The sequence below is a fragment of the Microcella alkalica genome (genome assembly GCF_014595885.1).
Lineage (GTDB): Bacteria > Actinomycetota > Actinomycetes > Actinomycetales > Microbacteriaceae > Microcella > Microcella alkaliphila_B.
This window is the reverse complement of record NZ_JABUKC010000002.1, coordinates 1-26,429: the sequence shown is the minus strand read 5'-3', so window position 1 is coordinate 26,429 and position 26,429 is coordinate 1. Positions and strand designations below refer to the sequence as shown.

At 70.5% G+C, this 26,429-nt stretch carries 28 protein-coding genes; 14 read left to right on the top strand and 14 right to left on the bottom strand.

Annotation, left to right across the window (positions count from 1 at the left end; all coding sequences use genetic code 11):
- Window positions 1-38: 38 nt before the first annotated feature.
- The 4 genes from ID804_RS04690 to ID804_RS04675 all read right to left on the bottom strand — a co-directional run bounded on the left by ID804_RS04690 (window position 39) and on the right by ID804_RS04675 (window position 4,464).
- On the bottom strand, window positions 39-1,418 hold the full coding sequence (locus ID804_RS04690) for a dihydrolipoamide acetyltransferase family protein (RefSeq protein ID WP_169077844.1): 1,380 nt from the start codon (window positions 1,416-1,418) through the stop codon (window positions 39-41).
- On the bottom strand, window positions 1,415-2,428 hold the full coding sequence (locus ID804_RS04685; protein ID WP_169077843.1) for an alpha-ketoacid dehydrogenase subunit beta: 1,014 nt from the start codon (window positions 2,426-2,428) through the stop codon (window positions 1,415-1,417). Before ID804_RS04685 ends, ID804_RS04690 begins: the two co-directional genes overlap by 4 nt.
- Window positions 2,425-3,561 carry a pyruvate dehydrogenase (acetyl-transferring) E1 component subunit alpha gene (gene pdhA / locus ID804_RS04680; protein WP_169077842.1) on the bottom strand — a complete coding sequence of 379 codons (1,137 nt, stop codon included), beginning with the start codon at window positions 3,559-3,561 and terminating at the stop codon, window positions 2,425-2,427. The genes ID804_RS04685 and pdhA overlap by 4 nt, the downstream gene beginning before the upstream one ends.
- A gap of 234 nt (window positions 3,562-3,795) precedes the next feature.
- Window positions 3,796-4,464, bottom strand: coding sequence for a DUF8185 domain-containing protein (locus tag ID804_RS04675; RefSeq protein ID WP_169077841.1), 669 nt, complete (start codon window positions 4,462-4,464; stop codon window positions 3,796-3,798).
- Window positions 4,465-4,558: 94 nt separating this feature from the next.
- Here ID804_RS04675 and ID804_RS04670 point away from each other — a divergent pair, with 94 nt between their 5' ends.
- A complete protein-coding gene (locus tag ID804_RS04670) occupies window positions 4,559-5,407 on the top strand; it encodes an acyl-CoA thioesterase (RefSeq protein WP_169078674.1) in 849 nt (282 codons plus the stop codon).
- A gap of 53 nt (window positions 5,408-5,460) precedes the next feature.
- Here the strand turns inward: ID804_RS04670 and ID804_RS04665 are convergent, their stop codons facing one another.
- Window positions 5,461-6,438 carry a permease prefix domain 1-containing protein gene (locus ID804_RS04665; RefSeq protein WP_169077840.1) on the bottom strand — a complete coding sequence of 326 codons (978 nt, stop codon included), beginning with the start codon at window positions 6,436-6,438 and terminating at the stop codon, window positions 5,461-5,463.
- Window positions 6,439-6,440: 2 nt separating this feature from the next.
- Complete coding sequence (locus ID804_RS04660) at window positions 6,441-6,788, bottom strand: PadR family transcriptional regulator (RefSeq protein ID WP_169077839.1); 348 nt, start codon at window positions 6,786-6,788, stop codon at window positions 6,441-6,443.
- A 16-nt stretch (window positions 6,789-6,804) separates the two neighbouring features.
- Between ID804_RS04660 and ID804_RS04655 the strand changes: the two genes are divergently transcribed.
- The gene (locus ID804_RS04655) at window positions 6,805-7,695 is read left to right on the top strand and encodes a glycoside hydrolase family 16 protein (RefSeq protein WP_188219159.1); all 891 of its coding nucleotides are present in this window, start codon (window positions 6,805-6,807) and stop codon (window positions 7,693-7,695) included.
- Between the two features lie 20 nt (window positions 7,696-7,715).
- Here the strand turns inward: ID804_RS04655 and ID804_RS04650 are convergent, their stop codons facing one another.
- The 3 genes from ID804_RS04650 to ID804_RS04640 all read right to left on the bottom strand — a co-directional run bounded on the left by ID804_RS04650 (window position 7,716) and on the right by ID804_RS04640 (window position 10,808).
- Window positions 7,716-8,168 carry a nuclear transport factor 2 family protein gene (locus ID804_RS04650; protein WP_317451175.1) on the bottom strand — a complete coding sequence of 151 codons (453 nt, stop codon included), beginning with the start codon at window positions 8,166-8,168 and terminating at the stop codon, window positions 7,716-7,718.
- Window positions 8,165-9,142: an agmatinase gene (gene speB, locus ID804_RS04645; RefSeq protein WP_317451174.1), complete on the bottom strand. Its 978-nt coding sequence runs from the start codon at window positions 9,140-9,142 to the stop codon at window positions 8,165-8,167. The genes ID804_RS04650 and speB overlap by 4 nt, the downstream gene beginning before the upstream one ends.
- Window positions 9,143-9,245: 103 nt before the next feature.
- Window positions 9,246-10,808, bottom strand: a complete 1,563-nt coding sequence (locus tag ID804_RS04640) for a purine-cytosine permease family protein (protein ID WP_169077837.1) — start codon at window positions 10,806-10,808, stop codon at window positions 9,246-9,248.
- An 84-nt stretch (window positions 10,809-10,892) separates the two neighbouring features.
- Here ID804_RS04640 and ID804_RS04635 point away from each other — a divergent pair, with 84 nt between their 5' ends.
- Window positions 10,893-11,558, top strand: a complete 666-nt coding sequence (locus ID804_RS04635; RefSeq protein WP_169077836.1) for a cyclase family protein — start codon at window positions 10,893-10,895, stop codon at window positions 11,556-11,558.
- Between the two features lie 54 nt (window positions 11,559-11,612).
- Window positions 11,613-12,161, top strand: coding sequence for a helix-turn-helix domain-containing protein (locus tag ID804_RS04630; RefSeq protein WP_211161023.1), 549 nt, complete (start codon window positions 11,613-11,615; stop codon window positions 12,159-12,161).
- 57 nt (window positions 12,162-12,218) lie between these two features.
- Here the strand turns inward: ID804_RS04630 and ID804_RS04625 are convergent, their stop codons facing one another.
- From ID804_RS04625 to ID804_RS04610, 4 genes are read right to left on the bottom strand one after another with little or no spacing between them, the layout of a single operon-like run.
- On the bottom strand, window positions 12,219-12,683 hold the full coding sequence (locus ID804_RS04625; RefSeq protein ID WP_169077834.1) for an acyl-CoA thioesterase: 465 nt from the start codon (window positions 12,681-12,683) through the stop codon (window positions 12,219-12,221).
- On the bottom strand, window positions 12,680-13,981 hold the full coding sequence (locus tag ID804_RS04620; protein ID WP_223158995.1) for a DUF2254 domain-containing protein: 1,302 nt from the start codon (window positions 13,979-13,981) through the stop codon (window positions 12,680-12,682). Before ID804_RS04620 ends, ID804_RS04625 begins: the two co-directional genes overlap by 4 nt.
- A 57-nt stretch (window positions 13,982-14,038) precedes the next feature.
- Complete coding sequence (gene ettA, locus ID804_RS04615) at window positions 14,039-15,721, bottom strand: energy-dependent translational throttle protein EttA (protein WP_169077832.1); 1,683 nt, start codon at window positions 15,719-15,721, stop codon at window positions 14,039-14,041.
- A 4-nt stretch (window positions 15,722-15,725) separates the two neighbouring features.
- Entirely contained in the window at window positions 15,726-16,178 is a 453-nt protein-coding gene (locus ID804_RS04610) for a DUF6993 domain-containing protein (protein ID WP_169077831.1), read from the bottom strand.
- 363 nt (window positions 16,179-16,541) lie between these two features.
- On the opposite strand from ID804_RS04610, the gene ID804_RS04605 reads away from it, so the two are divergent.
- Genes ID804_RS04605 through ID804_RS04590 form a run of 4 tightly spaced genes read left to right on the top strand, consistent with a single transcriptional unit; the run spans window position 16,542 to window position 21,664 of the window.
- Window positions 16,542-17,939, top strand: a complete 1,398-nt coding sequence (locus ID804_RS04605; RefSeq protein WP_169077830.1) for a hypothetical protein — start codon at window positions 16,542-16,544, stop codon at window positions 17,937-17,939.
- A gap of 10 nt (window positions 17,940-17,949) precedes the next feature.
- Window positions 17,950-18,333, top strand: a complete 384-nt coding sequence (locus ID804_RS04600) for a response regulator (protein ID WP_169077829.1) — start codon at window positions 17,950-17,952, stop codon at window positions 18,331-18,333.
- Window positions 18,330-21,026: a hybrid sensor histidine kinase/response regulator gene (locus ID804_RS04595; RefSeq protein WP_169077828.1), complete on the top strand. Its 2,697-nt coding sequence runs from the start codon at window positions 18,330-18,332 to the stop codon at window positions 21,024-21,026. Before ID804_RS04600 ends, ID804_RS04595 begins: the two co-directional genes overlap by 4 nt.
- Window positions 21,023-21,664, top strand: a complete 642-nt coding sequence (locus ID804_RS04590; protein ID WP_169077827.1) for a response regulator — start codon at window positions 21,023-21,025, stop codon at window positions 21,662-21,664. Before ID804_RS04595 ends, ID804_RS04590 begins: the two co-directional genes overlap by 4 nt.
- Before the next feature lie 74 nt (window positions 21,665-21,738).
- On the opposite strand, the gene ID804_RS04585 is transcribed toward ID804_RS04590, so the two are convergent.
- Window positions 21,739-22,212, bottom strand: coding sequence for a single-stranded DNA-binding protein (locus ID804_RS04585; RefSeq protein ID WP_169078667.1), 474 nt, complete (start codon window positions 22,210-22,212; stop codon window positions 21,739-21,741).
- Here ID804_RS04585 and ID804_RS04580 point away from each other — a divergent pair.
- The 6 genes from ID804_RS04580 (at window position 22,203) to ID804_RS04555 (ending at window position 26,360) form a co-directional block, all read left to right on the top strand.
- Window positions 22,203-23,561, top strand: coding sequence for a recombinase family protein (locus tag ID804_RS04580; RefSeq protein WP_169077826.1), 1,359 nt, complete (start codon window positions 22,203-22,205; stop codon window positions 23,559-23,561). The two genes, ID804_RS04585 and ID804_RS04580, sit on opposite strands and share 10 nt — an antisense overlap.
- A gap of 69 nt (window positions 23,562-23,630) precedes the next feature.
- Complete coding sequence (locus ID804_RS04575; protein ID WP_169077825.1) at window positions 23,631-24,134, top strand: hypothetical protein; 504 nt, start codon at window positions 23,631-23,633, stop codon at window positions 24,132-24,134.
- A gap of 103 nt (window positions 24,135-24,237) precedes the next feature.
- On the top strand, window positions 24,238-24,516 hold the full coding sequence (locus tag ID804_RS04570) for a hypothetical protein (RefSeq protein WP_169077824.1): 279 nt from the start codon (window positions 24,238-24,240) through the stop codon (window positions 24,514-24,516).
- Between the two features lie 268 nt (window positions 24,517-24,784).
- The gene (locus ID804_RS04565) at window positions 24,785-25,099 is read left to right on the top strand and encodes a hypothetical protein (protein ID WP_169077823.1); all 315 of its coding nucleotides are present in this window, start codon (window positions 24,785-24,787) and stop codon (window positions 25,097-25,099) included.
- A complete protein-coding gene (locus ID804_RS04560) occupies window positions 25,069-25,392 on the top strand; it encodes a hypothetical protein (RefSeq protein WP_169077822.1) in 324 nt (107 codons plus the stop codon). Before ID804_RS04565 ends, ID804_RS04560 begins: the two co-directional genes overlap by 31 nt.
- Window positions 25,389-26,360, top strand: coding sequence for an AAA family ATPase (locus ID804_RS04555; protein WP_169077821.1), 972 nt, complete (start codon window positions 25,389-25,391; stop codon window positions 26,358-26,360). The genes ID804_RS04560 and ID804_RS04555 overlap by 4 nt, the downstream gene beginning before the upstream one ends.
- Window positions 26,361-26,429: the final 69 nt, after the last annotated feature.

The window sequence follows — 26,429 nt, the reverse complement described above, 5'->3', positions numbered from 1 at the left end:
CGGCACGCAGGCCCGCGCGCCGCCCCGCCCAGCCCGGCTCAGACGAGCGCGAGCACGCTCGCCGGGTCGTGCAGCACTCCCCCGATGTCGGTCAGGAACCGCGAACCCTGCTCGCCGTCGACCATGCGGTGGTCGAACGAGACGCTCAGCGTCATGACGTCGCGCAGAGCGATGCCGCCCTCGAACTCCCACGGCAGGCGCCGCACGGCCCCCATGGCGAGAATGGCCGCCTCGCCGGGGTTGATGATCGGGGTGCCCGCGTCGACGCCGAAGACGCCGATGTTGGTGATGGTGATCGTGCCGCCCGTGAGCCCCGACGGCGGCGTGCGGCCCTCGCGCGCCGTCACCGCCAGCTCACGGATCGCGTCGGCCAGCTGCGCCACCGTCATCGCGTGCGCGTCGCGGATGCTCGGCACGAGCAGCCCGCGCGGCGTCGCCACGGCGATGCCGAGGTGCACGTCGCGCAGCTCGACGATCTCGTTCGACGACTCGTCCCACCGCGCGTTGAGGCTCGGGTTGCGCGCGACGGCGAGGCACAGCGCCTTCGACACGAGCGCGAGCATCGACGCGCTCTGCCCGCGCGCCTTGAGCCGCGCGACGAGCTCGCTCGCGGCCGTCACGTCGACAGTGAGGAACTCGGTCACGTGCGGCGCCGTGAACGCGCTGCGCACCATCGCCTCAGCGGTCGCCTTGCGCACGCCCTTGACGGGGTGGCGCACCTCGGCGGGGCGGCCGTCGGCGCGCGCCGGCTCTGTCGACGACGATGCGGCGGATGCTCCGCCTCGCGCCCGCTCGACGAACCGGGTGACGTCGGCGCGCGTCACCTGGCCGCCCTCGCCCGTGCCGACGACCTGCGCGAGGTCGACGCCGAGGTCGTGGGCGAGCTTGCGCACGGGCGGCGTCGCGAGGGCGGCACCGCGCGCAGGAGCGGTGCCGACCTCGAGGCCGACGCTCGCCGCGCGGTCGGCGGCGGGGCGCCCGGGCAGGGTGCGCGGCTTGCGCGTGGGGCGGCGCCCCGACTCGACGGCGGGGCCGTAGCCGACGAGCACCGACTGGCGCTGCCCGGCGGGGGCGGCGTCGGCAGGCGCAGCCTCGGCGACCGGGTCGACGTGCGCCGGCGGCGCGGCCTCGACGGGCGCGGCGGGGGCGTCGGCGGCCGACGGGAGCGCAGCATCCGCCAGTACGTCGATCGACACGATCGGAGCGCCGACCTGCACGGTCGTGCCGGGCTCGGCGTGCAGGGCCGTGATGACGCCGGCGAACGGCGACGGCAGCTGCACGACGGCCTTCGCGGTCTCGACGTCGGCGAGCGGCTGGTTGAGCGTCACCCGGTCGCCGACGGCGACGAGCCACTCGACGATCTCGCTCTCGGTGAGGCCCTCACCGAGGTCGGGCAGGCGGAACTCGTGCACGGTCATCGCGCACCCCCGCTCGTGAGCAGGAGGTCGCGCGCGCTCGGGCGGCCGAGCGCCCGGTCGACGCCGTCGAGGATGCGGTCGAGGTCGGGCAGGAAGTGCTCCTCCGCTCGCGCGCTCGGGTACGGGGTGTCGAAGCCCGTCACGCGCGCCGGCGCCGCCTCGAGGTGCACGAAGCAGCGGTCGGTGATGCTCGCGGCGAGCTCGGCACCGAGGCCGCCGAACTGCGCGGCCTCGTGCGTGATGACGAGCCGGCCGGTCTTGCGCACGCTCGCCTCGACGGTGTCGAGGTCGAGCGGCGAGAGCGAGCGCAGGTCGATCACCTCGACCGAGACGCCCTCGTCGCTCGCGGCCACGGCAGCGTCGATCGCGGTCGCGACGAGCGGGCCGTAGGCGACGAGCGTCACGTCGGCGCCCTCGACGACGACGCGCGCGCGGTCGAAGGCGTGCTCGAACGACTCGTCGACCTCGCCCTTCGTCCAGTAGCGGCGCTTGGGCTCGAAGAACAGCACGGGGTCGTCGCACGCGATCGCTTGGCGCAGCATCGTGTGGGCGTCCTGCGGGGTCGAGCACGTCACGACGCGCAGCCCCGCGGTGTGCGCGAAGTACGCCTCGGGCGACTCGGAGTGGTGCTCGACGGCGCCGATGCCGCCGCCGAACGGCACGCGGATCGTGATCGGCATGCGCACCGCCCCGCGCGTGCGGTAGTGCAGTTTCGCCACCTGCGCGACGATCTGGTCGAAGGCCGGGTAGATGAAGCCGTCGAACTGGATCTCGCACACCGGCCGGAACCCCCGGTAGGCGAGCCCGATGGCCATGCCGATGATGCCGGATTCCGCGAGCGGCATATCCATGACGCGCTCACGCCCGAACTCCTGCTGCAGGCCGTCGGTGACGCGGAAGACGCCGCCGAGCTGGCCGATGTCCTCGCCCAGCAGCACGACGCGGTCGTCGTCGGCGAGGGCGCGTCGCAGCCCCGTGTTGAGCGCCTTCGCGAGGGTGAGCTGCGTCATTCCGCCGCCTCCTCGAGCTCGCCGATGCTGCGCAGATACGCCTGCTGTTCGGCCCGCTGCCGCTCGAGCCCGCGGTGCGGCTCGGCGTACACGTGGTCGAACACCGACAGCGGGGCGGGGTTCGGCAGCGCGAGACAGCCGGCGCGGAACTCCGCGGCGATCGCGTCGGCGTGCGCGGCGATGCGGGCCGACGTCTCGTCGGTGAGGATGCCCGCCTCGCGCAGGTGCGCCTCGAGCCGCTGGATCGGATCCTTTGCACTCCACGCCTCGCGCTCGAGCGGGTCGACGTAGCGCGTCGGGTCGTCAGAGGTCGTGTGCGGCCCCATGCGGTAGGTGACAGCCTCGATGAAGCTCGGGCCGTCGCCGCGGTGGGCGCGCTCGAGGGCGCGTCGGGTGGCGGCGAGCACGGCGAGCACGTCGTTGCCGTCGACGCGCATCGAGGGGATGCCGAAGCCGGGCGCGCGCTCCGCGATCGGGCGCTGCGCCTGCAGGCCCACGGGCTCCGAGATCGCCCAGTGGTTGTTCTGGCAGAAGAAGACCACGGGCGCGCCGAACGAAGCGGCGAAGACCATCGCCTCGTTGACGTCGCCCTGCGTCGTGGCGCCGTCGCCGAAGTAGGTGATCGTGGCGGTGTCGACGCCGTCGTGCCGGCATCCGACCGCGTAGCCGACGGCGTGCAGCGTCTGCGCGCCGATGACGATCTGGGGCGTGGCCATGTTGACGTCATAGGGGTTCCAGCCCGCCTGCGCCGTGCCGCGCCACACCTCGACGATCGCGGGCAGCTCGACGCCCCGGCAGTAGGCGACGCCGTTCTCGCGATAGCTCGAGAACACGAAGTCGTCGGCGCGCAGTGCGCGGGCCGAGCCCACCTGGGCGGCCTCCTGGCCGAGCAGCGGCGGCCACAGCCCGAGCTGGCCCTGACGCTGGAGGGCGGTCGCCTCGACGTCGATGCGGCGCACGACGATGAGGTCGTCGAGCAGCGCGAGCAGGTCGTCGCCGGTCAGGTCGGCGACGTACGGATCGTAGAGCGGGTCGGAGCGTCGTCGACCCTCCGGGTCGAGCAGCTGCACGAGCGCATCGGGAGGCGCGGGGAGCTCCGCCTCGAGTCGGTCGTCGGGCACCGTTGCACGCATCGCATCTCCGATCCGCCGCGCGCCGAGCGGGTGTGCCGGGCGCGGTCGATCCTCACAGCCGTCGGCCGGTGGGCCGCATGACTGACCCGGGCATCGTCGCCCGAGGTTGCCTCGACGGTAGACCACCCCTCTCGGAGTGCACAACATCGACCCGCCGGGGTGTGGAGAGCGCGCCGGGCACACCCGACGATCGGTGACGGATGCGCGGCCCGAGCCACTCGCAACGCCGCGGGCTCAGCGCCCGAGCGACCAGCCGGCCTGCTTCACGAGCACGTGCCCGCGCCGCGTCGTGAACCGCAGCCACGAGCCCGAGGCGTACTGCTGCAGGGCGTCGTCGCCGAGGAACCCGAGGCTCAGCGCGGCGAACGCCGCCCCGGCCGGGATGTGGTCGTGGCCCTCGATCGGCCGACCCCACACCTCGCTGCGCACGCGGTGCACGAGGTCGCTGCCGAGACCCTCCGGCACGGCCGTCGCGACCTCGTCGATGCCGGCGCGGGCCGCGGTTTCGAACAGCTGCGGGTCGAGCGGCTGCATGGCCTGCCACCCTCCCCTGGGCGGCGAGATCGCCGCCCAGACCACCGTGGCGACGGATGTGGGCAGGGCGATCGCGACGGGGCCCTCCCTCGCGGCGGCGAGCGCCGCATCCACCCTGGCCCGCAGCGAGCGGATGGGCACGACCTCGTCGATCGGGTCGCCCTCGGCGGCGAGCGTGCGCAGCCCGAGCACGGTCGGCGCGCGATCGAGCAGGCCCCTGGGGTGCAGCACCGCGACGTAGGCGGCGAGCACGCCGCCGTCGAGGATTAGGCGGATCGAGCCGTTCTCGTCGAGCCGCGCGGCCCGGCCCAGCAACGTCTGCAGGTCGGTCGCGGCGGGCGCGTCGGGAAGCGTGAGGATGCTCGACATCGCTCCCTAGACTACGGGCGTGACCGACGCCCCCGCCTCCGATCCCGCCGAGACCGACGCCGCTGAGACCGCCGCCCACGACCCCGTCGCCGCGATGCTGCAGGCGCTCGACCTCGCCGACACCGGCGCCCGCACCACGGAGGACATCTTCACCGCGCCGAGCCAGTGGATGCCGCAGGGCCGCGTCTTCGGCGGGCAGGTCATGGCGCAGTCGGTGCTCGCGGCGATCCGCACGGTCGAGGGCGACCGCTTCATCCACTCCATGCACGGCTACTTCCTGCGGCCGGGCGACGTGACCCAGCCGATCACCTTCTCGGTCGACCGCATCCACGACGGGCGGTCGTTCTCGACTCGGCGCACGCAGGCGTACCAGAAGGGGCTGCCGATCCTGTCGATGATCGCCTCCTTCCAGGATGTCGACCCGGGCCTCGAGCACCAGGCGACCATGCCGGAGGGCATCCCGCAGCCGGAGGAGCTGCCCAGCACGCGCGAGGTGCTCGAGCAGCTCGACCACCCGGTGGCGCGCTTCTGGGCGACCGAGCGGCCCTTCGACCTGCGGCACGCGCCCGGGCACCTGTACTTCGGCGGCGACCGCGAGCAGGTCGCGCACCAGGCGGTGTGGCTGCGCGCGCTCAGCCCGCTGCCCGACGACGAGAACCTGCACCGTGCGGCCCTCGCCTACGCGAGCGACTACTCGATCCTCGAGCCGATCCTGCGCCGGCACGGGCAGTCGTGGGCGACGCCGGGGCTGAAGATGGCGAGCCTCGACCACGCGATGTGGTGGCACCGCTTCGCCCGAGTCGACGAGTGGCTCTGCTACGTGCAGGAGTCGCCGAACGCAATCGGCGGCCGCGGACTGTCGATGGGTCGCATCTTCACGCGCGACGGGCAGCTCGTGGCGAGCGTCGCGCAGGAGGGCATGGTGCGGGTGCCGCAGAGCTGACGCGATGGCGGATGCTCCGCGCACGTCGCGGCGGAGCATCCGCCATCACGGGCTCAGGCTCCGCGCGCCGCGCGACCGGCCTTGATGACGCCGTCGACGCACTCCCACAGGGCGACGGCGCCGATCGCGATGGCAGCGACGACGGAGCCTTGCTGGCCGAGCGTGACGAGCCCCTCCGAGTCGGCGAGCCGCGCCGAGAACGCGGGATTCACGACGGAGTCGCTCACGATGAGCGCGATGAGCGGCACCGCCGAGGCGAGCGTGATGACGATGTTCGCGACGGCGAGGCCGAGGCTCCAGCGGCGGCGCTGGTAGAGCACGATCGAGAAGACGAGCTCGGCGGCGAGCACGACGACGAAGTAGGGCACCCAGAACGACCACAGGTCGGGGTGCAGGAACGGCACGGGCGCGCCGTCGTCGTCGCGGAAGACGGGCCAGGCCGTCTGCGCGGCCAGCAGGGCGACCAGCAGCACGAGCCCGAGCACGCCCCCGACGAGCACGTCGACCCCGACCTGCGGCTTGCCGTCGCCGGGCGGCAGGCTCTCGGGGCGCCAGGCGACGAGCGGGCGGTCGCCGGCACCCGTTCGCTCGATGATCGCGAAGACGGTCGTGACCCAGAAGGTGAGCCCGATGGCGACGCTCACGAGCGTGCCGGCGGTGCCGAGCACGATCTCGCCCGGGTCGTCGCCAGCGAGCGCGCGGGCGAGCACGAGCCCTCCGGCGGTGACGGGCAGCACGATGCTCAGCAGCACCGTCAGCAGGCGCCGCCAGTCGAGGTAGAGCGCAGGGCCGATGAGGTGCAGCGGCGTGCCGGCGTAGCCCGCGGCGAGGCGGTCGGGGTCGCCGAGGGCGACGAGGGCCTCGCGCTCGGCGGCCTCGGGCGCGAGCCCGGCCGCGGTGCGCGCCTCGATGTCGTCGGCGAGGGATGCCCGCAGCTCGGTCGCGACGTCGGCGCGGCTCTTCTCGGGCAGGCGCCGCACGACGGCGGCGATGTAGCGCTCGGTGAGGGTCGGGGTGGTCGTGGCGGTCATGCTCAGGCTCCTTCGGCGGCGAGACGCTCGAGGGCGTCGGTGAGGCGGCGGTGCTCGGCGAGCAGGCGCTCGGCGAGCGCCTCGCCCTGGGGGCTCGTGCGGTAGAACTTGCGCGGTCGGCTCTCGTCGGTGTTCCACTCGCTCGACAGCAGACCCTGCCCCTCGAGCCGGCGCAGCAGGGGGTAGAGGGTGTTGGCCTCGACGTCGACGCCGGCGCGCTCGAGGTGCTCGAGCAGCGCGTAGCCGTAGCCGGGCTCGCGCAGGGCGAGCAGGCTCGCGAGCACGACGGTGCCTCGGCGCAGCTCTTGCAGGTGCCCGGCGTCGAGGGCGGGCTCGTCGGTGGGGCTCATGTCGACACAGTACTGTGTGTCACACACTATCGTCAAGGGCACGATGTCGCGCGTCGCTCCGGAGCGCGATCGGTACCCTGACCCCGTGCGCCGCTCCCCCGACCTCCCTCACGCGAGGCTCGACCGCTCGCGCTTCGAGCTCGTCGTCAACGAGCGCTTCGTCGGCGCCGCGCTCGACCCGGCGCGGTGGCTGCCCGTGTACCTGCCGCACTGGAGCACGCCCGACCGCAGCGCCGCCCGCTACCGCCTCACCGACACGGGTCTCCAGCTGCGCGTCGACCACGACCAGCCGGCCTGGTCGCCCGAGTACGACGGCGAGCTGCGCGTCTCGAACCTGCAGACGGGGTCGTTCTCCGGCCCGGTCGGCAGCGACAGGGGCCAGCACCGGTTCCGCGACGGGCTCGTCGTGCGCACGGCGGTGCCCGAGCGCCGACTGTGGCAGCCGCGGTACGGGCTCGTCGAGGCGCGCATCCGGCCGAGCCTGCACCCGCGCGCCCTCACGGCGCTGTGGCTCATCGGGCACGAGGCCGAGCCCGAGCAGTCGGGCGAGCTCTGCGTCGTCGAGCTCTTCGGCGGCGAGATCGACGAGCTCGGCGCGACGAGCATCGGCGTGGGCGTGCATCCGTTCGGCGACGCCCGACTGCGCGACGAGTTCGCGCGCGTGCCGATCGCCGGCGACGCGCGGGGCTTCCGCACGTACTCGCTCGAGTGGATGCCCGGCGCGGCCCGCTGGTACGTCGACGACGTGCTCGTTGCCGAGGTCGACCAGTCGCCCGACTACCCCCTGCAGCTCATGCTCAACCTCTACGACCTCCCGCTCGAGGGCACGACTCGCGAGGCGGCGGGCTACCCCATGACGGCGAGTGTGGCGTGGGTGCGCGAGTGGCACCCGCGCGACGGGGCCTGACCGCCCCCGCGCCGCGAGCGCTAGGCGCGCGGCGACAGGTGCTCGTGCACGGCCACCCAGCGGCCGTCGCGGCGCGCGAAGACGATGGTCTCGCGCTCGGTGACGTCGTCGACCTGCCCGCCGAGCTCGATGCGCGAGTCGACCGCGTGCGTGAAGATCGCGGTGTCGCCGAGCAGCTGCACGCGGCGGTCGCTCGAGCGGCAGGCGTGCACGCGAAAGCCGTCCTCGCGCTCCCACTGCGCCCACAGCGCCTCGTACTCGGCGCGGCTCTCGAGCCGGCGGTCGGCGGTGTGGAAGACGAAGGTCGCGTCGTCGGCGAAACCGGCGAAGTAGGCCTCGGTGCGGTGGTGCGCGAAGTCGTCGACGATCGCGTCGGCCGCGGCGAGCACCTCGGCGGCGAGGGCCTCGTCAGCGCCGGTCGCCGCGGTCGGTGTCGCGTCGCTCCGGCTGATCGGGCCCGACACGCCGCTCACGACGCGCTCCGGCGCCGCGCCATCACGGTCAGCAGCTCGTACGCGACGTGCGCGGCGGCGATGCCCGTGATCTGCGCGTGGTCGTACGCGGGGGCGACTTCGACGATGTCGGCGCCGACGAGGTTCACGTCGGCGAAGCCGCGCAGCACCGCGAGCAGCTCGCGGCTCGTGAAGCCGCCTGCCTCGGGCGTGCCCGTGCCGGGCGCGAACGCGGGGTCGAGCACGTCGATGTCGATCGAGACGTACACGGGGCGGTCGCCGACGCGCGCCCGCATGCGCTCGATCACGCCCGACGCGCCGAGCGCGTCCATCTCGGTCGAGTGCACGATCTGGAAGCCGAGGTCGCCGTCGTCGGTGAGATCCTCCGCCGTGTACAGCGGTCCGCGGATGCCCACGTGCAGGCACGAGTCCTGCGCGAGCAGCCCCTCCTCCGAGGCACGGCGGAACGGCGTGCCGTGCGTGTAGTCGGCGCCGAAGTAGGTGTCCCACGTGTCGAGGTGCGCGTCGAAGTGCACGACCGCGATCGGCCCGTGCTGGGCGTGCATCGCCCGCAGCAGCGGCAGCGCGATCGTGTGGTCGCCGCCGAGGGTCAGCAGCTGCGCGCCGGCGTCGAGCACGCGCGTCGCCTCCGCCTCGATCGTCGCGAGCGCCTCGCCGATGTCGAAGGGGTTCACGCCGATGTCGCCGCCGTCGACGACCTGCTGCAGCGCGAACGGCTTGGCGTCCTGCGCGGGGTTGTAGGGCCGCAGCAGTCGCGACGACTCGCGAATGTGCGAGGGCCCGAATCGCGCCCCCGGCCGGTAGCTGACGCCCGTGTCGAACGGCACGCCGAGCACGACGACGTCGGCGCGCTCGACCTCGTCCCAGCGCGGCAGGCGCGCGAAGGTCGGGGCGCCGCCGTAGCGGGGCACCTGGGTCGCGTCGACCTGGCCGACGTTGCCGTTCTCGGTCACGCGGGGCGTGCGCTGCTCCACGGTGGGGCTCCTTCTTCGAGGTGGTTCGAGTCGGTGCGGGATGCCCGGGGCGACCGGGCAGGACGCCGGGGGCGGTCTGCGGGGCCGCCCCCGGGCATCCGGCTCAGCTCGCCCGGCGGGCGGCGGCCTTCGCGGCCGCCGAGCCGTGGTCGGTCTCGATCGGCTGCAGCGGCGCGCTCGACTCGCGCACCAGGCGCGTGCCCTGCGGGGGGTAGACGTACTCCGGCTCGGGGAAGAGCACGAGCGCGCCGAGGTACAGCACCGCCGCCGAGACGATCGCGACGAGCAGGCTGATGTCGACACCGCCGGCGACGCCATTGAGCGGCCCGACGATGACCGGCGGGTAGTAGGCGAAGAGCAGGCCGAGCACCGCCGAGGCGATCCAGGCGACCATGCCGCGCCAGTTGACGCCGCCGGTGAACCAGTAGCGCCCGCCGACCTGACCGCGGTTGAACACCTGCAGGTCGTCGCGCGAGAACGAGCCGCGACGCACGAAGTAGCCGATCGCCATGATGATCATCCACGGCGTCGTCGTGACGATGATCGCGCCGACGAAGGCGTTCACCGCGCCGAGCAGGTCGAAGAAGATGCGGCCCAGCAGGATGAACAGGAACGCGATCGTGCCGATGAAGATCGTCGCCTGCACGCGGCTGAAGCGCGGGAAGACCGACGAGAAGTCCAGGCCCGTGCCGTAGAGCGACGTCGAGCCGGTCGACAAGCCGCCGATGAACGCGACCGCCATGAGCAGCACCGCGTACCACAGCGGCGAGGTCTGGATGAGCGCGAAGACGTAGTCGGCCTCGCCGGCGACGAGGGTCGCCGTCGCCACGCCGAAGAGGAACGGGATGACCGTGAGGCCTTGGCCGAGCGCTGTCGCGCCGAAGAGCTTGCGCGCGGGCGTCGACGCGGGGATGTAGCGGCTCCAGTCACCGAGGAAGGCGCCGAACGAGACGGGGTTCGACATCACGATGAGCACCGAGAGCACGAACGTCGGCCAGAAGCTGCCGAGCGCGTAGGCCTCGGCGCCCGGGTCGTACGACGGGTCGAAGGTGCCGGCGAACGCGACGAAGGCGAGCAGGAACAGCACCGAGTTCGCGATGACCGCCGTCTTGTTGATGAGCAGCATGAACTGGTAGCCGTACACGACGACGACGATCACGATGAGGCCGATGAGCCCGTAGATGACTGTGCGCAGGCCGACCGAGTCGGGCACGCCGGCGAGCCGGTTGAGCGCGCCGACGAGGGCGTCGCCGCCGACCCAGACCGAGATCGAGTAGAAGGCGACGGCGGTCAGCAGCGACAGGAACGAGCCGACAACGCGACCGCGCACGCCGAAGAACGCGCCGGAGGAGACGGCGTTGTTGGTGCCGGTCTTCGGGCCGAACAGACCCATCGGCATGAGCACGAGGATGCCGAGGCCGAGGCCGACGAGGGTCGCGGCGACGGCCTGCCAGAACGACAGCCCGAGCAGGATCGGGAAGGTGCCGAGCAGCACCGTCGCGAACGTGTTGGCGCCGCCGAACTGGATGCGCATGAGGTCGACCCAGGTGGAGGTGCGGTCGGCGTCGGGCACCGTGTCGATGCCGCGCTGCTCCACCTCCGTCGCGCGCGGGCGCGGGTTGAGGGCGACGTCGGAGTGGTCGACAACGACTCTGTTGCCAGTCATGGGTGTGTCCTTCGACTCAGGGGCAGAGGATCGGGTGGGCCGACTCTAGCCCTGAGTATGCCAAATATGCAAAGGTTCTTGACCATGAGGATAGAGCGCGTCGTCGACCTCTCCGTGCCCGTCACCGAGAGCACCCAGGTGTACCCCGGCGACCCGACCGTCGCCTTCGCCCCGCACGCGACGATCGCCGCCGACGGGTTCAACCTGCTGTCAGTGCGCATGGGCTCGCAGAGCGGCACGCACGTCGACGCGCCGTACCACTTCGACGACTCCACGCCCCGCATCGACGAGCTTCCCCTTGAGCGCTTCGTCGGCGAGGGCGTGATCGTGGATGCCCGGGGCCTCGCCGCGCGCGGCCGCATCACGGTCGACCACCACGCCCCCGTGCTCGAGAAGCTCGAGCCCGGCCGCATCGTGCTCCTCCGCACCGACTGGAGCGAGCACTACGGCACCCCGACCTACTTCGAGCACCCGTTCCTCGACCGCGCGGCATGCGAGCTGCTGCTCGAGCGCGGCATCCGCACCATCGGCATCGACGCCATCAACCTCGACGAGACGCCCGACGACGAGCACCCCGGCGAGGGGTTCCCCTGCCACCACCTCATCGCCGAGGTCGGAGGCGTCATCATCGAGAACCTGACGAACCTCGGCCAGGTGCGCGCCGAGCATCCCCTCATCTCGGTGCTGCCGCTGCGGTTCATCGGGGCCGACGGCGCCCCCGTGCGCGCGGTCGCGATCGAGCACGGCTGAGCCGGGGCGGCCATGACGCCACCGGGTGTCAGCGGCGTGCGTCAGGATAGGAGCATGGCCAGCGACGTGAGGATCGGCGCCCGACTGCGAGCGGCGCGACTCGCGCGCGGGCTCACGCTCGAAGCCGTGGGCGCCGCCGCGGGCATCAGCCAGGGGTTCGTCAGCAAGCTCGAGCGCGACCAGGTCTCACCCTCCGTCGCCTCCCTCGTCGCGATCTGCGAGGCCGTCGGCCTCAAGGTCGGCGAGCTGTTCGAGCCGCCGCCGTCGCAGATCGTGCGTGCCGGCGAGGGCGCGCCCATCAACTTCGGCGGCGAGGGAGCGGAGGAGTTTCTGCTCACGCCGGGCACGCAGACCGACGTCGAGGTCATCCGCTCGATCATCGACCCCGGCGGCACCGCCGGAGACGACCTCTACAGCCTCGACTGCGACGTCGAGTTCGTCTACGTGCTGCGCGGGCGCCTCACGATCATCCTCGGCGACGACGAGCACGAGCTCGCCGCGGGCGACTCGATGACCTTCCGCGGCCGCGACCCGCACACCTGGCACAACGCCTCCGCCGAGGAGGGGTGCGAGGTGCTGTGGGTCCTCGCGCCGGCGACCTAGCCGCGCGGAGCATCCGCCGATTCGACGCCAGCCGCGACGACGGCAACCGCAGCCGCGTCAGCTCCGGCGACGGAAGGCCACGGGCTCCTCGATGTACGGACCCCACAGGGCGCGCTCGCGCTCGCTGATGCGCCGCGGCCTCCCGGTCTCCTGATCGACGAGGACGAGCGTCGACATCGCGCGGGCGAACACGGTGCGCGGCTCGACGCCGACCGGCGAGCAGACCTCGTAGCAGACGTCGAGGCTCGCCCCGCCGAGCGCGCCGATCCAGAGCTGCACGTCGAGCGGGTCGCGCAGGTGAGGGATCTGCGCGAGGTACTCGACCTCCTGCCGGGCGATGAGGCTCTGCGACCCCTCGTCGATGTGCAGCTCGGGCAGCGGGCTCGCCGACGCGCCGCGCCCGCGCCAGAAGACCTCGATGCGCGCCTCCTCGAGGAGCGTGAGCATCCGCGCGTTGTTGACGTGCCCGTAGGCGTCGAGATCGCTCCAGCGCAGCGCGATGGGGACGTGGATGCGGGTCATGCGGCTCCTGACTGCACGATGTCGGCGCGGCGGCGCTCGAGCGCGGCGGCGTCCTCCGGAAGCGTGCCGGGCCCGATCGCGGATCGCACGACGCGGTCGACCGCGCCGCGGTAGGCGGCTGAACGATCGGACGCCTCCTCTCGCGCGATGAGCCGCTCGAGCAGATCCAGCAGGCGGTGCGCGACGAGCGGCTGATCCGCGACGTACTGGCGGATGAGGTCCACGGCATCCACCGCGAGCGCGGAGAGCTCCCGCGGCGCGACGAGCACGCGCGGGGCATCCGCGTCGTCGAGGAGGACCCCGCGCGGGTCGGGGCGCCCGGCCGCGCTCGCCATCGCGATCGTTAGGGCGTCGATCGCGGTGACGGCCGTGATCGGGTCGTTCACGCCCGGGCTGAGCGCCCGGGCCGCGACGTCGACGAGCTGGCGGACCAGGTGCTCGGCGTCCTGCACGGGAGTCCGCTCGTCGTCGATCGAGACCGCCGCGACCACCGCCGCGTCCAGTCTCGCGGCGGCCTCCGGTCGGGTCGACGGCGCGGGCTCGGACGACACCCGCGCGATCGGATCCTCCGCGCACACGAGCGTGCCCGGCCGGACCAGCAGCTCGACGCGCGCGCCGGCGCGGGCCGCCGCCGCGACGAGGTGCCTATGGTCGATGCTCGCAACGTAGCCGCTCGTGCTGGCACGGACATCCCTGCCCTCGTCGATCGCCGCCCACCGGGACGCGAGGGCCCGCCGCGTCGAGGTCTGCTCGGGGTAGAGGTCGTCGAGGAGGGTGACGAGCTGGTCGCGCACCCCCGTCGCGAGGCGCGAGATCTGGATGCTCGCGCTGATGTGATGGATGAAGTACACGAGCGCGACGATCGAGACGACGGCGAGCACGATCGCGATGTTGACCGCGAGGTGCGGCACGAACTCCGAGTCATCGCCCGCCCGGACGTGCCGCACGACGAGCATCGCGAAGAGCGAGGTCGAGACGAGCAGGGCGAGCACGACCTGGTTGCCGCGATCGGCCATGAGACTGCGCACGAGGCGCGGCCCGTAGGCCGACGACGTGAGCGTGAGCACCGCGATCGTGATCGAGAACGTCGTCGCGGCCGCCGCGAGCATCGACGTCGCGATCGCGCTCAGGAGGCCCCGGCTGCCGTCGGGCCCCACCGCCGGGATGACGTCACCGATCGCGCTCGGCAGAGCCGGCTCGAGGGCCACGAGCGCCTCCGCGACGAGCAGCGCGAGGAGCAGCCCGATGCCCGGGACGAACCAGAACGAGTCGAGGACTCGCCGGATCCGGTAGCGCATTCCGTTCACGAGTCGCTCCGTTCTCGGCCCGTGCGGGCCGTTCGCCCCGGGTCGCGCTCAGTCGCGCGTGAGCTTGCGGTAGGTGACGCGGTGCGGGCGCGCGGCCTCCGCGCCGAGGCGCTCGATCTTATTCGCCTCGTAGGCCTCGAAGTTTCCCTCGAACCAGTACCAGTTCGCCGGGTCCTCCTCGGTGCCCTCGTAGGCGAGGATGTGCGTCGCGATGCGGTCGAGGAACCACCGGTCGTGCGTGATGACCACGGCGCAGCCGGGGAACTCCAGCAGCGCGTTCTCGAGCGACTGCAGCGTCTCGACGTCGAGGTCGTTCGTCGGCTCGTCGAGCAGCAGCAGGTTGCCGCCCTCCTTGAGCGTCAGCGCGAGGTTCAGGCGGTTGCGCTCACCGCCGGAGAGCACGCCGGCCTTCTTCTGCTGGTCGGGGCCCTTGAAGCCGAACTTCGACACGTAGGCGCGCGAGGGGATCTCCGTCTTGCCAACCGTGATGATGTCGAGGCCGTCGCTCACGACCTCCCACAGCGTCTTGTTCGGGTCGATGTTCGCCCGGCCCTGGTCGACATAGCTGATCTTGACCGTCTCGCCGACCTTGAGGTCGCCGCCGTCGAGCGGCTCGAGGCCGACGATCGTCTTGAACAGCGTGGTCTTGCCGACGCCGTTGGGGCCGATGACGCCGACGATGCCGTTCGGCGGCAGGCTGAACGACAGGCCGTCGATGAGCGTGCGGTCGCCGAAGCCCTTCTTGAGGTTCTTGGCCTCGATGACGATCGAGCCCAGGCGGGGCCCCGGCGGGATCTGGATCTCCTCGAAGTCGAGCTTGCGGGTCTTCTCCGCCTCCGCCGCCATCTCCTCGTAGCGGGCCAGTCGCGCCTTCGACTTCGCCTGGCGGCCCTTCGCGTTCGAGCGCACCCAGTCGAGCTCTTCGGCCAGGCGCTTGGCGAGCTTGGCGTCCTTCTTGCCCTGCACCTCCAGGCGCTCGGCCTTCTTCTCGAGGTAGGTCGAGTAGTTGCCCTCGTAGGGGTAGAGGCGGCCGCGGTCGACCTCGGCGATCCACTGGGCGACGTGGTCGAGGAAGTACCGGTCGTGCGTGATCGCGATCACGGCGCCGGGGTACTTCTGAAGGTGCTGCTCGAGCCACAGCACGCTCTCGGCGTCGAGGTGGTTGGTGGGCTCGTCGAGCAGCAGCAGGTCGGGCTTCTCGAGCAGGAGCTTGCAGAGCGCGACACGGCGCTTCTCGCCACCGCTCAGGTGGGTGATGCTGGCGTCGCCGGGCGGGCAGCGCAGGGCATCCATCGCCTGCTCCAGCTGGCTGTCGAGATCCCAGCCGTTCGCGGCGTCGATGGCCTCCTGCAGCACGCCCATCTCGGCCAGCAGCGTGTCGAAGTCGGCGTCGGGGTCGGCCATGGCGGCCGAGATCTCGTTGAAGCGCGTGATCTTGTCGTAGAGCTCGCGCACGCCGTCCTGCACGTTCTCGAGCACGGTCTTCGACTCGTCGAGCTCGGGCTCCTGCATGAGGATGCCGACCGTGTAGCCCTCGCTGAGGCGGGCCTCGCCGTTCGAGGGCTGGTCGAGGCCGGCCATGATCTTCAGGATCGTCGACTTGCCGGCGCCGTTCGGGCCCACCATGCCGATCTTGGCGCCCGGGTAGAACGACATCGTGACGTCATCGAGGATGAGCTTGTCGCCGACCGACTTGCGGGCACGGACCATGGAGTAGACGAATTCGGCCATTGCCTCAGTCTATTGAAGCGGTCGCCCCCACCAGGCACGCCCCCGTGGAGAGCACAGGCGCCGTCGTCGTCGTGAAGCCGTCGCCGTCGAACTGGCCGAGCACGCACTCCTGCCCGACGAGCACCGAGAACAGCAGCGAGTCGACCGGCAGCCCGATCGCCGTCTGATCGGCGGTCACCTGCACGGCGCTGAGCGGGATGCCCGCCGCGGTGAGCGCGTCGACCACCGAGCGACCGGCCGGGATGCCGCCGGCCGCGACGAGCGGCTGCAGCGCCGCCTTCACGATCGGGAGGTTCTCCTCCGCGGCGCCCTCCGGGGCGAAGGTCGGCGCGGGTTCGGGCGACGCGCTCGGTGCGGCCGAGGCGCTCGAGGTCGACGTCGGCGTCGGCGCCGGATCGGGGTCGGGCGACGGCGCGCACCCCGCGGCGAGCGCCGCGATCGCGAGGACGACCCCCATGGCCGCGGATGCCCTACCGAGGTTGCGCCGCATCCCACCTCTCCCTCCCGATGCCCCGGAGCGCTCGATGACGGGGCCACATGGGGCTTACATGACTCTCGTTCGCAATGCGAACAGAGCGCGATCGATGACGTTTGCGGGGGTCTCGCCCCCGCCGCACAATGGTGGCACGGAAAGCGAACGGGGTCGGGGGACCCCCGGGGGGCGCAGACCGGCGGCGGTGACCTCGCCCGTTCGGGTCGGGCTGGAGCACTGCGGAGCAAGCGGCCGCCACGGCTCATTCGGGTTGAGCCGGGGCGGCCGCTTCGACGTGTCCTGGGCGATCATGGGTTGGGGTCCTGCGCGGCGGGGCGGAGAGGCCGGATGACGCTGAACGAGGCACTCGGAGGTCGCTGGGCGACGCACTGGGGGTTGTGGCTCGCCTTCCTGCCGCCGAGCATCCTCATCATCGCGGTGCGCGAGTCGACGACCGAGTACCCGGCATGGTGGTGGCCGCTCGTCTCCGCGCTCCTGCAGCACTTCGCCGTCGGACTCATCGTGGTCGTCGGAGGCACCCTCCTCCGGCGGCGGTGGCCGCTGCTGCCCGTCACCGTGTTCCTGCTCCTGTGGTCGACGGCCTGCGTGGCGCGAGGGCTCATCGGCGCTGGCATCGCCGAGTCCGTGGCGGGGGTCCCCGGCGATGCCGCCTTCCGGATCGCGTCCTGGTTGCTCCTCATGCTCACGTGGGCACCGCTCGTCGTCTACGGTCTCGCGCAGTTCGAGCGCCGACGCGACCTCCTCACCGAGCTCGAGAGCGCGCGAAGCCAGCTCACGGCGAGCGTCGCGCGATTCGAGGAGGCGGAGGCGACGACGAGCACCCGCCTGGCGGAGGCACTGGGCGCGAGCGTGCTGCCCGTTCTCGACGACCTGCGGACCCGGCTCGGCTCCCTCCGTGGGGAGCTCGATCGTCGGTCGTTCGAGGAGGTCAGCGCGAGCCTCGCTCGGCTGCACGACGAGCTGCTGAGAGTGATCGACACCGCCGGTGGCGGGGAGTCGGCGCTGCCGTCGGTGAGGAACCGGGTGACGCTGCTGGAGATCTTCGACATCCCCTTCGGTCGGCCCTGGGCGAAGGCGGGGCTCGTCGTGCTTCTGACGCTCGCCCTCACGCTGCTGGATGCCTGGCGGATCTACGGAGGGGCGGCAGCGCTCGAGATCATCGTCGCCGCCTCCTCGGCGGGAGCAGTGTTCGGGGCGGTCCTCCATGCGGGCCGGACGATGCGCCGGGGTCGCGCGGCCGCCGCCTCGTCCGTGACCCTGGCGGCGGGCGGCGCGGCGGTCGCGCTCTGCGCGATCGTGCTGCTCGGTGCGGGGATCGACCCGGTCGCCGCACACGGAGTCGTCCTGCTCCCGGTCGTCAGCTCGGGCCTGCTGCTCTCCATCGTGGTCGTGGTCGCCGCCCTGCTACTCGCTCGCGCCAACGAGCACGACGAGTCGACGCTGCGCGTGGCGCGCGCGGACGTCGAGCGATGGGACGCTGCTCGTCGCGCGTCGATCGAACGAGAGCGCCGTCGACTCACCGACCTCCTCCACGGGCCCGTGCAGGGCAGGATCGCCGCGTGCGTCATGGCCTTCAACTTCCACGCCGACAGCGATCAGGAGACCCTCGCTGACGTCGCCGACCAGGTGCTCGAACATCTCGGCGCCGCCTCCCACGATCTCGCGACCATCGCTCGAGGGTTCCCCCCGAACGGAGGGGCCGCGTACTCCGGCACCCCGGCCTAGACTCGGTCGCATGGCTGACCCCGCAGCCCGTCCGATCGTCCTGGTCGCCGACGACGACCCGCTGGTGCGCACGGTGGTGCGCATGGCGCTGCAGGGCATGGGCGCGGACGTCGTCGAGGCGAGGAGCGCCGACGAGATCGCCGGACTGGACGCGTGGCTGGCCATCGCTGTGGCCGTGCTGGACGTCAACATGCCCGGTGCGGACGTGCTCTCGACCATCGCGCTCCTCCGGGGCCGTGACCCCGCTCCCAAAGTGCTCCTGGTGAGCGGCGAAGAGGCGCCGCGCGGCCGCGAGGAAGCGGACGCGTTCGCCCGCAAGCCGGTGGACCTGGCGAAGTTCGAGGAGCTTGTCTCGAGTCTGCTCGCACCGAGCGGGAGCGGGTCGGTGGCGTGAGCGCTCCCGGATCGCTCCCGCTCGCGCAGCTCGCGCGGGCCGTGGAGGCGCTCGGCGCCGCCTATCCGGATCCCGTCCTCCTCATCGCTCCCGACGGCACCGTGATCGGCGCCAGCGAGCCGATGGTTCGGCAGAGCGGCATCGACCGCGAGCGTCTCCTGGGCTCCCACTTCCTGCAGTGGGCCCTCCCCGAGGACCGCTCCATGATCGCCGACCAATTCGCCGCTGCGGCACAGGGCGCCGTGCGCCGCTTCCGGACGAGCGCCCGCGCCGACGCCATCCCTCGACGCGCTTCGGTCACCTACACCCCCGTCCTCGACGACGGAGACGTCACCGCGGTGCTCATGACGGCGTTCTCGATCGACCAGATGGAGGAGCGCGAGCGGGAGTACGCCGAAGCCGACAGCCTCCTCCGCATCGCCGGCGACCTCGCATCCTTCGGGGGTTTCTCGATCGATCGCGCGACGGAGTCCGTCCGCCTCTCGTCGCAGGCCAGGGCCGTGCTCAGCCTGGACAAGGATCAGACCCTGGATGTGGTCGACACGCTCGAGCTGTTCGCGCCGCTGAACCGCGAGGAGGTCGTGAGCGCCATCGAGCAGTGCTTCGAGCACGGCACGCCGATCGCGTTCCAGTCGCAGATCCGGAACGGGGAAGGCGTTTGCCAGTTCGTCCGGGTCGTCGCCGAAGCGGTGCGCGACAGGCAGGGCGCGATCACGGGGATCCACGGGGCGCTCTGGGACATCACGGACGCCGTGGAGGGCTTCGAGCGCGAGGCGGAACTGCGGGCGCGCCTGGACGAGACGCTCGACTCCATCGAGGATGGCTTCCTCTTCGTCGACGAGGCCTGGCGCATCGTGTACGCCAACCGGCGCACGGAGCTGCTGGCGGGCATCCCCTTCGCGGAGTTCGAAGGGCACAACCTCTGGGAGGCGTTCCCGCAGCTCGCCGACACCGAGCTCGAGCTCGCCTACCAGCGCGCGGTGCGCGACCGCGTCCGCACGACCACGCGGCAGTTCCACGCCCCGTCGGCGCGCTGGATCGACGCGACGGCCTACCCGACCCGCACGGGGCTCGCCCTCTACTTCCGCGACGTGACCGAGGACGAGCTGACTCGGCAGAAGGTCTCGATCGCGCAGAGACGCATCGCTGAACAGGCCGAGCTCATCGACGCCGTCAATGACGCGATCATCGTGCGGGGGCTGGACGGGGTGGTGCGCCACTGGAACCGGGCGGCGGAGACGATCTATGGGATTCCCGCGGAGGAGGCCATCGGTCAGGAGATCGGGGACCTGCTGGGCATCGCGTTCGCGCACTACGACGCGATCACCCTTCGCGAGGGGTACTACGCCGAGGAGGTGCCCCATCGCACCGAGGACGGCCGGTCGCTCGTCCTGGACTGCCGGTGGCAGCTGCTGCGCGCGGACGACGGCTCCCCCGACGCCATCCTCTCCGTCGACACCGACGTGACGGAGTGGCGGCGCGACGAGGATCTACGAGCCCGTGCCTCGCGGATGGAGAGCCTGGGGACGTTCGCTGGAGGGATCGCCCACGACCTCAACAACGTGCTCACGCCCATCCTCATGTCCACTCAGATGCTGCGATCGACGGAGCAGGATCCCTCGCGACGCGAGCTGCTGGACACCATGGAAGCCGCCGCGCATCGAGGGGCCGACATGATCCGACAGGTGCTCTCGTTCGCCCGCGGAGTCGACGGCAGACGCGAACGGGTCGCCGTCGAACAGCTGCTCGAGGAGATCCGTCGCTTCGCGGGCGAGATGCTGCCAGCCGAGATCCGGTTGGAGATCGAAGTCGAGGACGAGCTGCCCGACGTGCTCGGGGACAGCACGCAGCTGCTCCAGGTCCTCTCGAACCTGGTCACGAACGCCCGTGACGCCATGCCACGCGGGGGCAGACTCGACCTCAGCGCCTCTCTCCTCCATCTTGCCGACAGACTCTCGGCCGAGTCGTATCGGGTTCCTCCCGGCGAGTACCTGCTCATCGACGTCGTCGATTCCGGCGTGGGGATGCCCGCTCACGTCGTCGAGAAGATCTTCGAGCCCTTCTACACGACGAAGTCGGTCGGGAAGGGCACGGGACTCGGCCTGGCGAGCTCGCTCGCGATCGTGCGCAGCCACGGCGGCGCTCTCCGCGTCTATAGCGAGCTCGGTCGCGGCACCCGTTTCTCGATGCTGCTGCCCGCCGTCGCCCGCACCGATCGCTCGCCGACACGGGCGACCCCCTCCGCACGACCGATCTCGCGCGGTCGCGGCGAGCTCGTGCTCGTCGTCGACGACGATCAACCGATCCGCACGATCGCGGCTCGGACCCTCGAGGAGCATGGCTACCGGGTCCTCACGGCCGGTCACGGGCGTGAGGCTCTGACGATCATCGACGACCTGGGCGGTCGCCTCGACCTGGTGCTGACCGACATGATGATGCCGGTCATGGACGGCGCCGCGACGACCGCCGAGCTCGAGCAGCGATACCCGCACCTGCCCGTCATCGCGGCGAGCGGTCTGACATCGGAGGGCGGCGCCGAGCGCAGCGCGGGGATGGGCGTCGCGGCCTTCCTCCCGAAGCCCTACACGACCGAGCTCCTGCTGTCGACGGTGCGCGTTGTGCTTGACCACGCGCAGGCGCCCGCGCACCATGGCCCGGAGAGCAGTGCTGGCTCGAGAGGAGCGGATGGATGACGGTCGAGAGCAGGGCACTGCGGGTCGTGGTCGCCGATGACGACGTGTTCACCGTGTCGCTCGTGAGCGGCGGGCTCGCCGCCCGCGGCTTCGAGGTGTCGAGTGCGACGTCAGTCGCGGAGGCGCTGGCGGTCGTCGCGGAGACCGACCCGCACGCGCTCATCTCGGACCTGAACTTCGGGGCAGGCGAGTCCGGAGCCGACCTCCTCGCCGAGGTCGCCGAGGAGTACCCCTGGATCGGGATCGTCGTGCTCACCTCCCACCGCTCCCCCGAACTCGCCGTGCCCAATCCCCGGCGCATTCCGCCCGGGGTGGTCTACCTCGTCAAGTCGCAGCTCGGCGCGATCGACGACCTCATCGATGCGGTGCATCGCTCCATCAGCGGGCAGGCCGACGACGTCACGCGCGACGACGACGACGTGCCGACCGTCACGGCGGCCCAGGCCGACGTGCTGCGCCTGCTCGCCGAGGGGGCGTCGACGCGGGCCCTGGCCGAGCACCGCGGCACAACCGTCCGCGCCGTCGAGACCATGCTGACCAGACTGTTCGCCGCGCTCGGGCTCGACACTGGCGAGAGCGCGAACCCCAGGGTCGCTGCCGTCACCATGTGGCAGCGCGGCGGCATCCGCGTGCGCTGATCCGCTCGCGGCGCTGGGTGCGCCGACGTCGCGGCGCCCAGCCTCCGTGGGCGACGCGGCGCCGCGCGGCTCGCTCAGAACGGCGGTGCGGCGACGTCGTCGACGAGCTCGCGCGGGGCGAGCTGCGAGGCGTCGTCGGGCACGGCTGCCGCCTCGTCGGACTCCGGTCGGGCATCCGTCGCCGCGTCGTTGCCGTCGACGCCGTCGCCGCGACCGACGATGACGCTGCGGGTGAAGCTCGCTCGGCCCCAGGTCAGGTCGTGACCGACGGCCTCGGCGTCGATCTCGATGGTCGTGCCCGCCTTCTCACCGCTCGTCCAGTCGCGGATGCGCACGCGCCCGCACACGATGACGCGCTCGCCCTTGTGCACCGAGCTCGCGACGTGGGTGCCGAGCTGGCGGAAGCTCGTCACGGTGTACCAGTTGGTGTCGCCGTCGACCCACGCGTTCTTCGCGCGGTCGAAGCGACGCTGATTGCTCGCGAGCCGGAACGAGGTGATCGCGAGCCCCTCGGTAGTTGTGTGCCTACTATGTCCACATGCGAGCAGTCATCTACGTGAGGCAGAGCCTCGACCGCGCGGGCGAGGGTGTCGCCGTGGAGCGCCAGCTCGCCAAGTGTCGTGAACTCGCGAACGCGCGCGACCTCGAGGTGATTGACACAATCACGGAGAATGACACTTCCGCTAGCAAGGGCAGCCGTCCCGGTTTCGAGTCGATGATCGAACGGCTCGAGCGCGAGGAATTCAGTGTCATCGTCGTCTGGCACACCGACCGCCTCTACAGGCAGGTCAAAGACCTTGTGCGGCTCATGGACATGGCAGAGAAGCACCCGCTGCACATCATGACTGTCAGCGGCGGTGACCTCGACTTGAGCAACCCGACCGGGCGCATGTTTGCGACCATGACTGCCGGTGTTGCCCGGTATGAGATTGAGCACAAGTCCGAGCGGCAGATTGACGCGAACCGCAAGCGCGCCCTTCTCGGCGTTCGGCACGTATCGGCCCGCCCCTACGGATACGAGAAGTCGGACGCCGAGTGGAAGATCGTTGACTCAGAGGCGGCTGTATTACGCGAAACGGTGAACCGGTACATCGCCGGAGAAACGTTCTACTCAATCGCGAAAGATCTGAAAGCGCGCGGCGTGGTCGGGATGAACGGCAAGCCGTTCAGCTACCAGAACCTCACGTTGCGAGCTACAAACCCCGCTTTGGCCGGTGTGCGGCTCTACAAGGGCGAAACGGCGAACGAGGAGGGCCAGTGGCCGCCGATCATCGACAAGGCCACCTGGGAGCGTTTCAGCACCGCTCTAGCGGCTCGTCGTCACACGCAGGATTGGTCAAAGTCGCTCAAGTTTGTCGGATCGGGCTTGTACCGGTGCGGGGTGTGTGACGCGCCGGTCATGGTGACGCGTGATTTCAAGTCGGGCAACCCGGTGTATCAGTGTCACGACTATCACGTGCGGCGGCGGCTTGCTGCTGTTGACGAGCTTGTCGAAGCGGCTGTTGTTGCTCGCCTGTCGGCGGCTGATGCGGCGGCACTGTTGACGCCGACTGTTGATGAGGCGGCGCTCGCGTCAGAGGCGCAGGAATTGCGGGCGCGACTGGACGGGCTCGCGGAGTTGTTTGCCGACGGGCTTCTGTCCAAGGTCGCCGTGCAGGAACAGTCTTCAAGGCTGCGGGAGCGGCTCGCGACGATCCGCGCGAAGCTTGACTCAAGTAACCCGGCGCTGAACGCCGTTATTCAGTCGGCCGACATTTCAGGTTTCTGGCGTGACTCTATGACGCTCATGAACAAGCGGCGCATTATTGACGCTCTGTTCACGGTGCGAATCATGCCAACTAAACGGGGTGGACGTAATGAGTTCCGCCCGGAAGATGTGGTTATCGAATTCCGGTAACTACGAAGATGCCCCCGACCCGTTGCAGCGGATCGAGGGCGGTTCATCACAAATCAAGGGAGAAAAGCAATGAACACCAACCAGTTTACGTCCTACGCCGCGATGGTGCAGGCGGCGCAGTCCATCGAGCCCCGCAGCCCGATGCACCTCGAGATCATCGAGCACCTGCGCGACAACCCCGAGCGCGGATGGACGGCCGTCCGAGTCGCCGCGATCACCGACCCCGAGCTGCTGGGCCGCCTGTACCTCTCGACCGTCGCCCGCGTTTCGACCGACAAGCTGGTCGCCCCCGACTGGGCCGACCCCGAGCTGTCGTCGGTCGAGGAGCAGACCGGTGGGGAGAACTTGCCGGTCGGCGAGTGGGTGCGGAACGTGCACCAGGACGAGCACGTCACGATCTCGCGCATCAGGGAGGACGTGTACGACGTGGACGCGGACGAGGTGCGGGTCGGTGACGAGTCGGTTCTCATGTGGCTGACGGGGGAGGGTGTCGAGGTTGACGCGGCGGCTTTGCGTCGCATCGCGGCGAGCCTGTTGAACGCTGCTGACGAGATCGACAAGTTCTCGGCCTGATCATTCGCATGTCGGGGGTGCCTGAGACAATCGGGCACCCCCTCGAGCCGAAGGAACCGCAATGAGCATCCAAAGAGTGGCAGTGTGCGCGGCAAAGAGACACGTGCTCGCCTGGATCGAGGAGAAGCCCACCGGCAACCTTCTCGTGTGGCGGCAGGCGATCGTCACCCGCAAGAACCTGGATCGAAACGGCCTGACAATGAGCCGCGCTGCGGAACGCAAGCAGACGCCTGTTGAGGGGTTCCAGCACGAGGGCGAGTTCACTTCGGCCTTCGTGCTCTGCAAGAACTGCAACAAGTCACATCTGATCGACTTTGCGAAGGCGCTCGAAGCGTCACGTGCAACGGGCAAGCCGCTCGTGTGCGACTCGCTGCCCGATTAGCGGCGTGTCGCGTAGGAATGTCGGAGGTTATGCGTAACCTCTTCTCAGGCCCCGTCTAATGTAGGCGAAACCGATCCGTGCTGGCCGTGGATCCCTGGTAGGAATCCCCCGCTCTGAGAGTGTGCGGGATTCCTTGGCTCAAGGGATCTCCAATGGCCGACTGCACTGCCTACATCGAGCGCATCGTTTCGAGCGCTCCCCCTCTCACTGACTCGCAGCGTGAGGCGATTCTCGCCGCGTTCGCAGGCTTCAAGGGCGGTGATGCCTCTTGAACCGCCCGACGCACTCCACGCAGACCGGGCAGTACGAGACGGTAGAACAGCTCATCCGCTATGCCGCGAGCGAGTTCGAACGGGTCGGCGTCGAGTTCCGACCCTCGAAGGCGTCGAAGGTGATTCGGCGCGCATTCAGTCTGAACCCGGCGACGGTGCGCCGTCAGATTGACGCGTATATCGACCGTGAGCAGCACAAGGCGACCTGGCGCGGTTTCGAGCTGTTCAGCGCGACCGGATATGCCGACCCCACCGCCGCGCATGCCCTGGCAAACGTGGAGTGGGCTGGGCGAACGGCGGTGACCCGATGACCGCTGGCAACATCGTGCGAATCTCCCCCACCGCTGAGAAGTGGCTTCACGAGTGGGCCGACGCGCTCGCTGACGGCTCGAAGTCGCTCGCGCAGCTCCCGCCCGCCGTCACCACGCTTTACCTGCTCGGCTATGAGCAGGGGCGGGCAGCGACGCATCACGAGCTAGAGCACCGCATCGCCCGTCTGAGCTACGAGCGCGACACCTGGTACTTCGTCGCGAACAACCCCGGCAAGACGGCCGGCGACTTCATGAAGGCGCAGACCGATGCGCTGTGGGAGCAGGGCGAATGAGCGCGCCCACAATGTTCGGCGCTAAGTGGCTCATGGCGCAGGAGTTCCCCCCGCTTCAGTACGTCGTACCGGGCATCATCCCCGAAGGCATGAGCCTGCTCGTCGCCGCCCCGAAGATCGGCAAGTCATGGATGGTGCTCGGACTTGGACTTGCCCTCTCGCAGGGCGGTGACGCGTTCGGCGTGCTTCCGGTCGGCAAACCGCGCCCGGTGCTGTATCTCGCGCTTGAGGACGGCCCTCGGCGTTTGCAGTCCCGTCTTCGGTTCATGGGTGTCACGACAGTCGATGACCGGTTGCAGTTTCAGACGGCAATCGAGAACGGTCAGGTCGTCTCAACGATCAGCAGCTTCATCGACGCCTTCGACGGGCAAGATCCTGTCGTCATTCTCGACACACTCGGGAAGGTGATGCCGCCCGCAGGGAACGGCAATCAGTACGGCCACGACTATGCGGTGCTGTCGGCTCTCAAGAGCACCTGTGACGCCGTACCGGGTTCGTCGCTGCTCATCGTCCACCACACGCGCAAGAACGACGCAGGCGACTTCCTCGACGCCGTGAGCGGGACGCAGGGCATTGCCGGAGCTGCGGATTCCGTGCTTGTTCTGCGGCGCGAGCGGCACGAGAAGCGGGCAACCCTCCAAGTCACTTCGCGCGACGCTGTGGAGGGCGAGTACGCGCTCACGATGAGCGATGCGGGCGTGTGGACGCTCGACGGTGACTCGCTTGAGCAGGCGAAGACAAACGCTCGAATCGTGAAGGCGAACAAGAGCGTCGGGGAACCGATGCTCGAGCTGATCGAAACCGTGAGTCGCTACCCGGACGGCATCAGGTCTGAGGATCTGCGACACCTTCTGCCGGATCAGAAGAACCTCAACGAGTACCTACGTCGCGCTGTGGAGGCAGGACGTGTCGCTCGGCCGGAAAGTGTCAAGGCGGGTGAGACAGATTCCGTCAGGCGGTCTGTATGAGGGCCTCCTGTGAGGGCTGGTTGATCCAGGCGGCCTCGGGCAGCTTGGGCGCCTGGGGTCGGCGGTGGC

What these genes read in the sequence shown, in the direction of transcription:
- ID804_RS04605 (WP_169077830.1), top strand. Translation starts at nt 16,542, where the DNA reads ATGACGCTGAACGAGGCACTCGGAGGTCGCTGGGCGACGCACTGGGGG.
- ID804_RS04555 (WP_169077821.1), top strand. Translation starts at nt 25,389, where the DNA reads ATGAGCGCGCCCACAATGTTCGGCGCTAAGTGGCTCATGGCGCAGGAG.
- ID804_RS04640 (WP_169077837.1), bottom strand. Translation starts at nt 10,808, where the DNA reads ATGACTGGCAACAGAGTCGTTGTCGACCACTCCGACGTCGCCCTCAAC.
- ID804_RS04620 (WP_223158995.1), bottom strand. Translation starts at nt 13,981, where the DNA reads ATGCGCTACCGGATCCGGCGAGTCCTCGACTCGTTCTGGTTCGTCCCG.
- ID804_RS04670 (WP_169078674.1), top strand. Translation starts at nt 4,559, where the DNA reads ATGCTGCAGGCGCTCGACCTCGCCGACACCGGCGCCCGCACCACGGAG.
- ID804_RS04690 (WP_169077844.1), bottom strand. Translation starts at nt 1,418, where the DNA reads ATGACCGTGCACGAGTTCCGCCTGCCCGACCTCGGTGAGGGCCTCACC.
- ID804_RS04575 (WP_169077825.1), top strand. Translation starts at nt 23,631, where the DNA reads ATGAACACCAACCAGTTTACGTCCTACGCCGCGATGGTGCAGGCGGCG.
- pdhA (WP_169077842.1), bottom strand. Translation starts at nt 3,561, where the DNA reads ATGCGTGCAACGGTGCCCGACGACCGACTCGAGGCGGAGCTCCCCGCG.
- ID804_RS04665 (WP_169077840.1), bottom strand. Translation starts at nt 6,438, where the DNA reads ATGACCGCCACGACCACCCCGACCCTCACCGAGCGCTACATCGCCGCC.
- ID804_RS04600 (WP_169077829.1), top strand. Translation starts at nt 17,950, where the DNA reads ATGGCTGACCCCGCAGCCCGTCCGATCGTCCTGGTCGCCGACGACGAC.
- ID804_RS04625 (WP_169077834.1), bottom strand. Translation starts at nt 12,683, where the DNA reads ATGACCCGCATCCACGTCCCCATCGCGCTGCGCTGGAGCGATCTCGAC.
- ID804_RS04660 (WP_169077839.1), bottom strand. Translation starts at nt 6,788, where the DNA reads ATGAGCCCCACCGACGAGCCCGCCCTCGACGCCGGGCACCTGCAAGAG.
- ID804_RS04685 (WP_169077843.1), bottom strand. Translation starts at nt 2,428, where the DNA reads ATGACGCAGCTCACCCTCGCGAAGGCGCTCAACACGGGGCTGCGACGC.
- ID804_RS04590 (WP_169077827.1), top strand. Translation starts at nt 21,023, where the DNA reads ATGACGGTCGAGAGCAGGGCACTGCGGGTCGTGGTCGCCGATGACGAC.
- ID804_RS04630 (WP_211161023.1), top strand. Translation starts at nt 11,613, where the DNA reads ATGGCCAGCGACGTGAGGATCGGCGCCCGACTGCGAGCGGCGCGACTC.
- ID804_RS04610 (WP_169077831.1), bottom strand. Translation starts at nt 16,178, where the DNA reads ATGGGGGTCGTCCTCGCGATCGCGGCGCTCGCCGCGGGGTGCGCGCCG.
- ID804_RS04635 (WP_169077836.1), top strand. Translation starts at nt 10,893, where the DNA reads ATGAGGATAGAGCGCGTCGTCGACCTCTCCGTGCCCGTCACCGAGAGC.
- ettA (WP_169077832.1), bottom strand. Translation starts at nt 15,721, where the DNA reads ATGGCCGAATTCGTCTACTCCATGGTCCGTGCCCGCAAGTCGGTCGGC.
- ID804_RS04580 (WP_169077826.1), top strand. Translation starts at nt 22,203, where the DNA reads ATGCGAGCAGTCATCTACGTGAGGCAGAGCCTCGACCGCGCGGGCGAG.
- ID804_RS04675 (WP_169077841.1), bottom strand. Translation starts at nt 4,464, where the DNA reads ATGTCGAGCATCCTCACGCTTCCCGACGCGCCCGCCGCGACCGACCTG.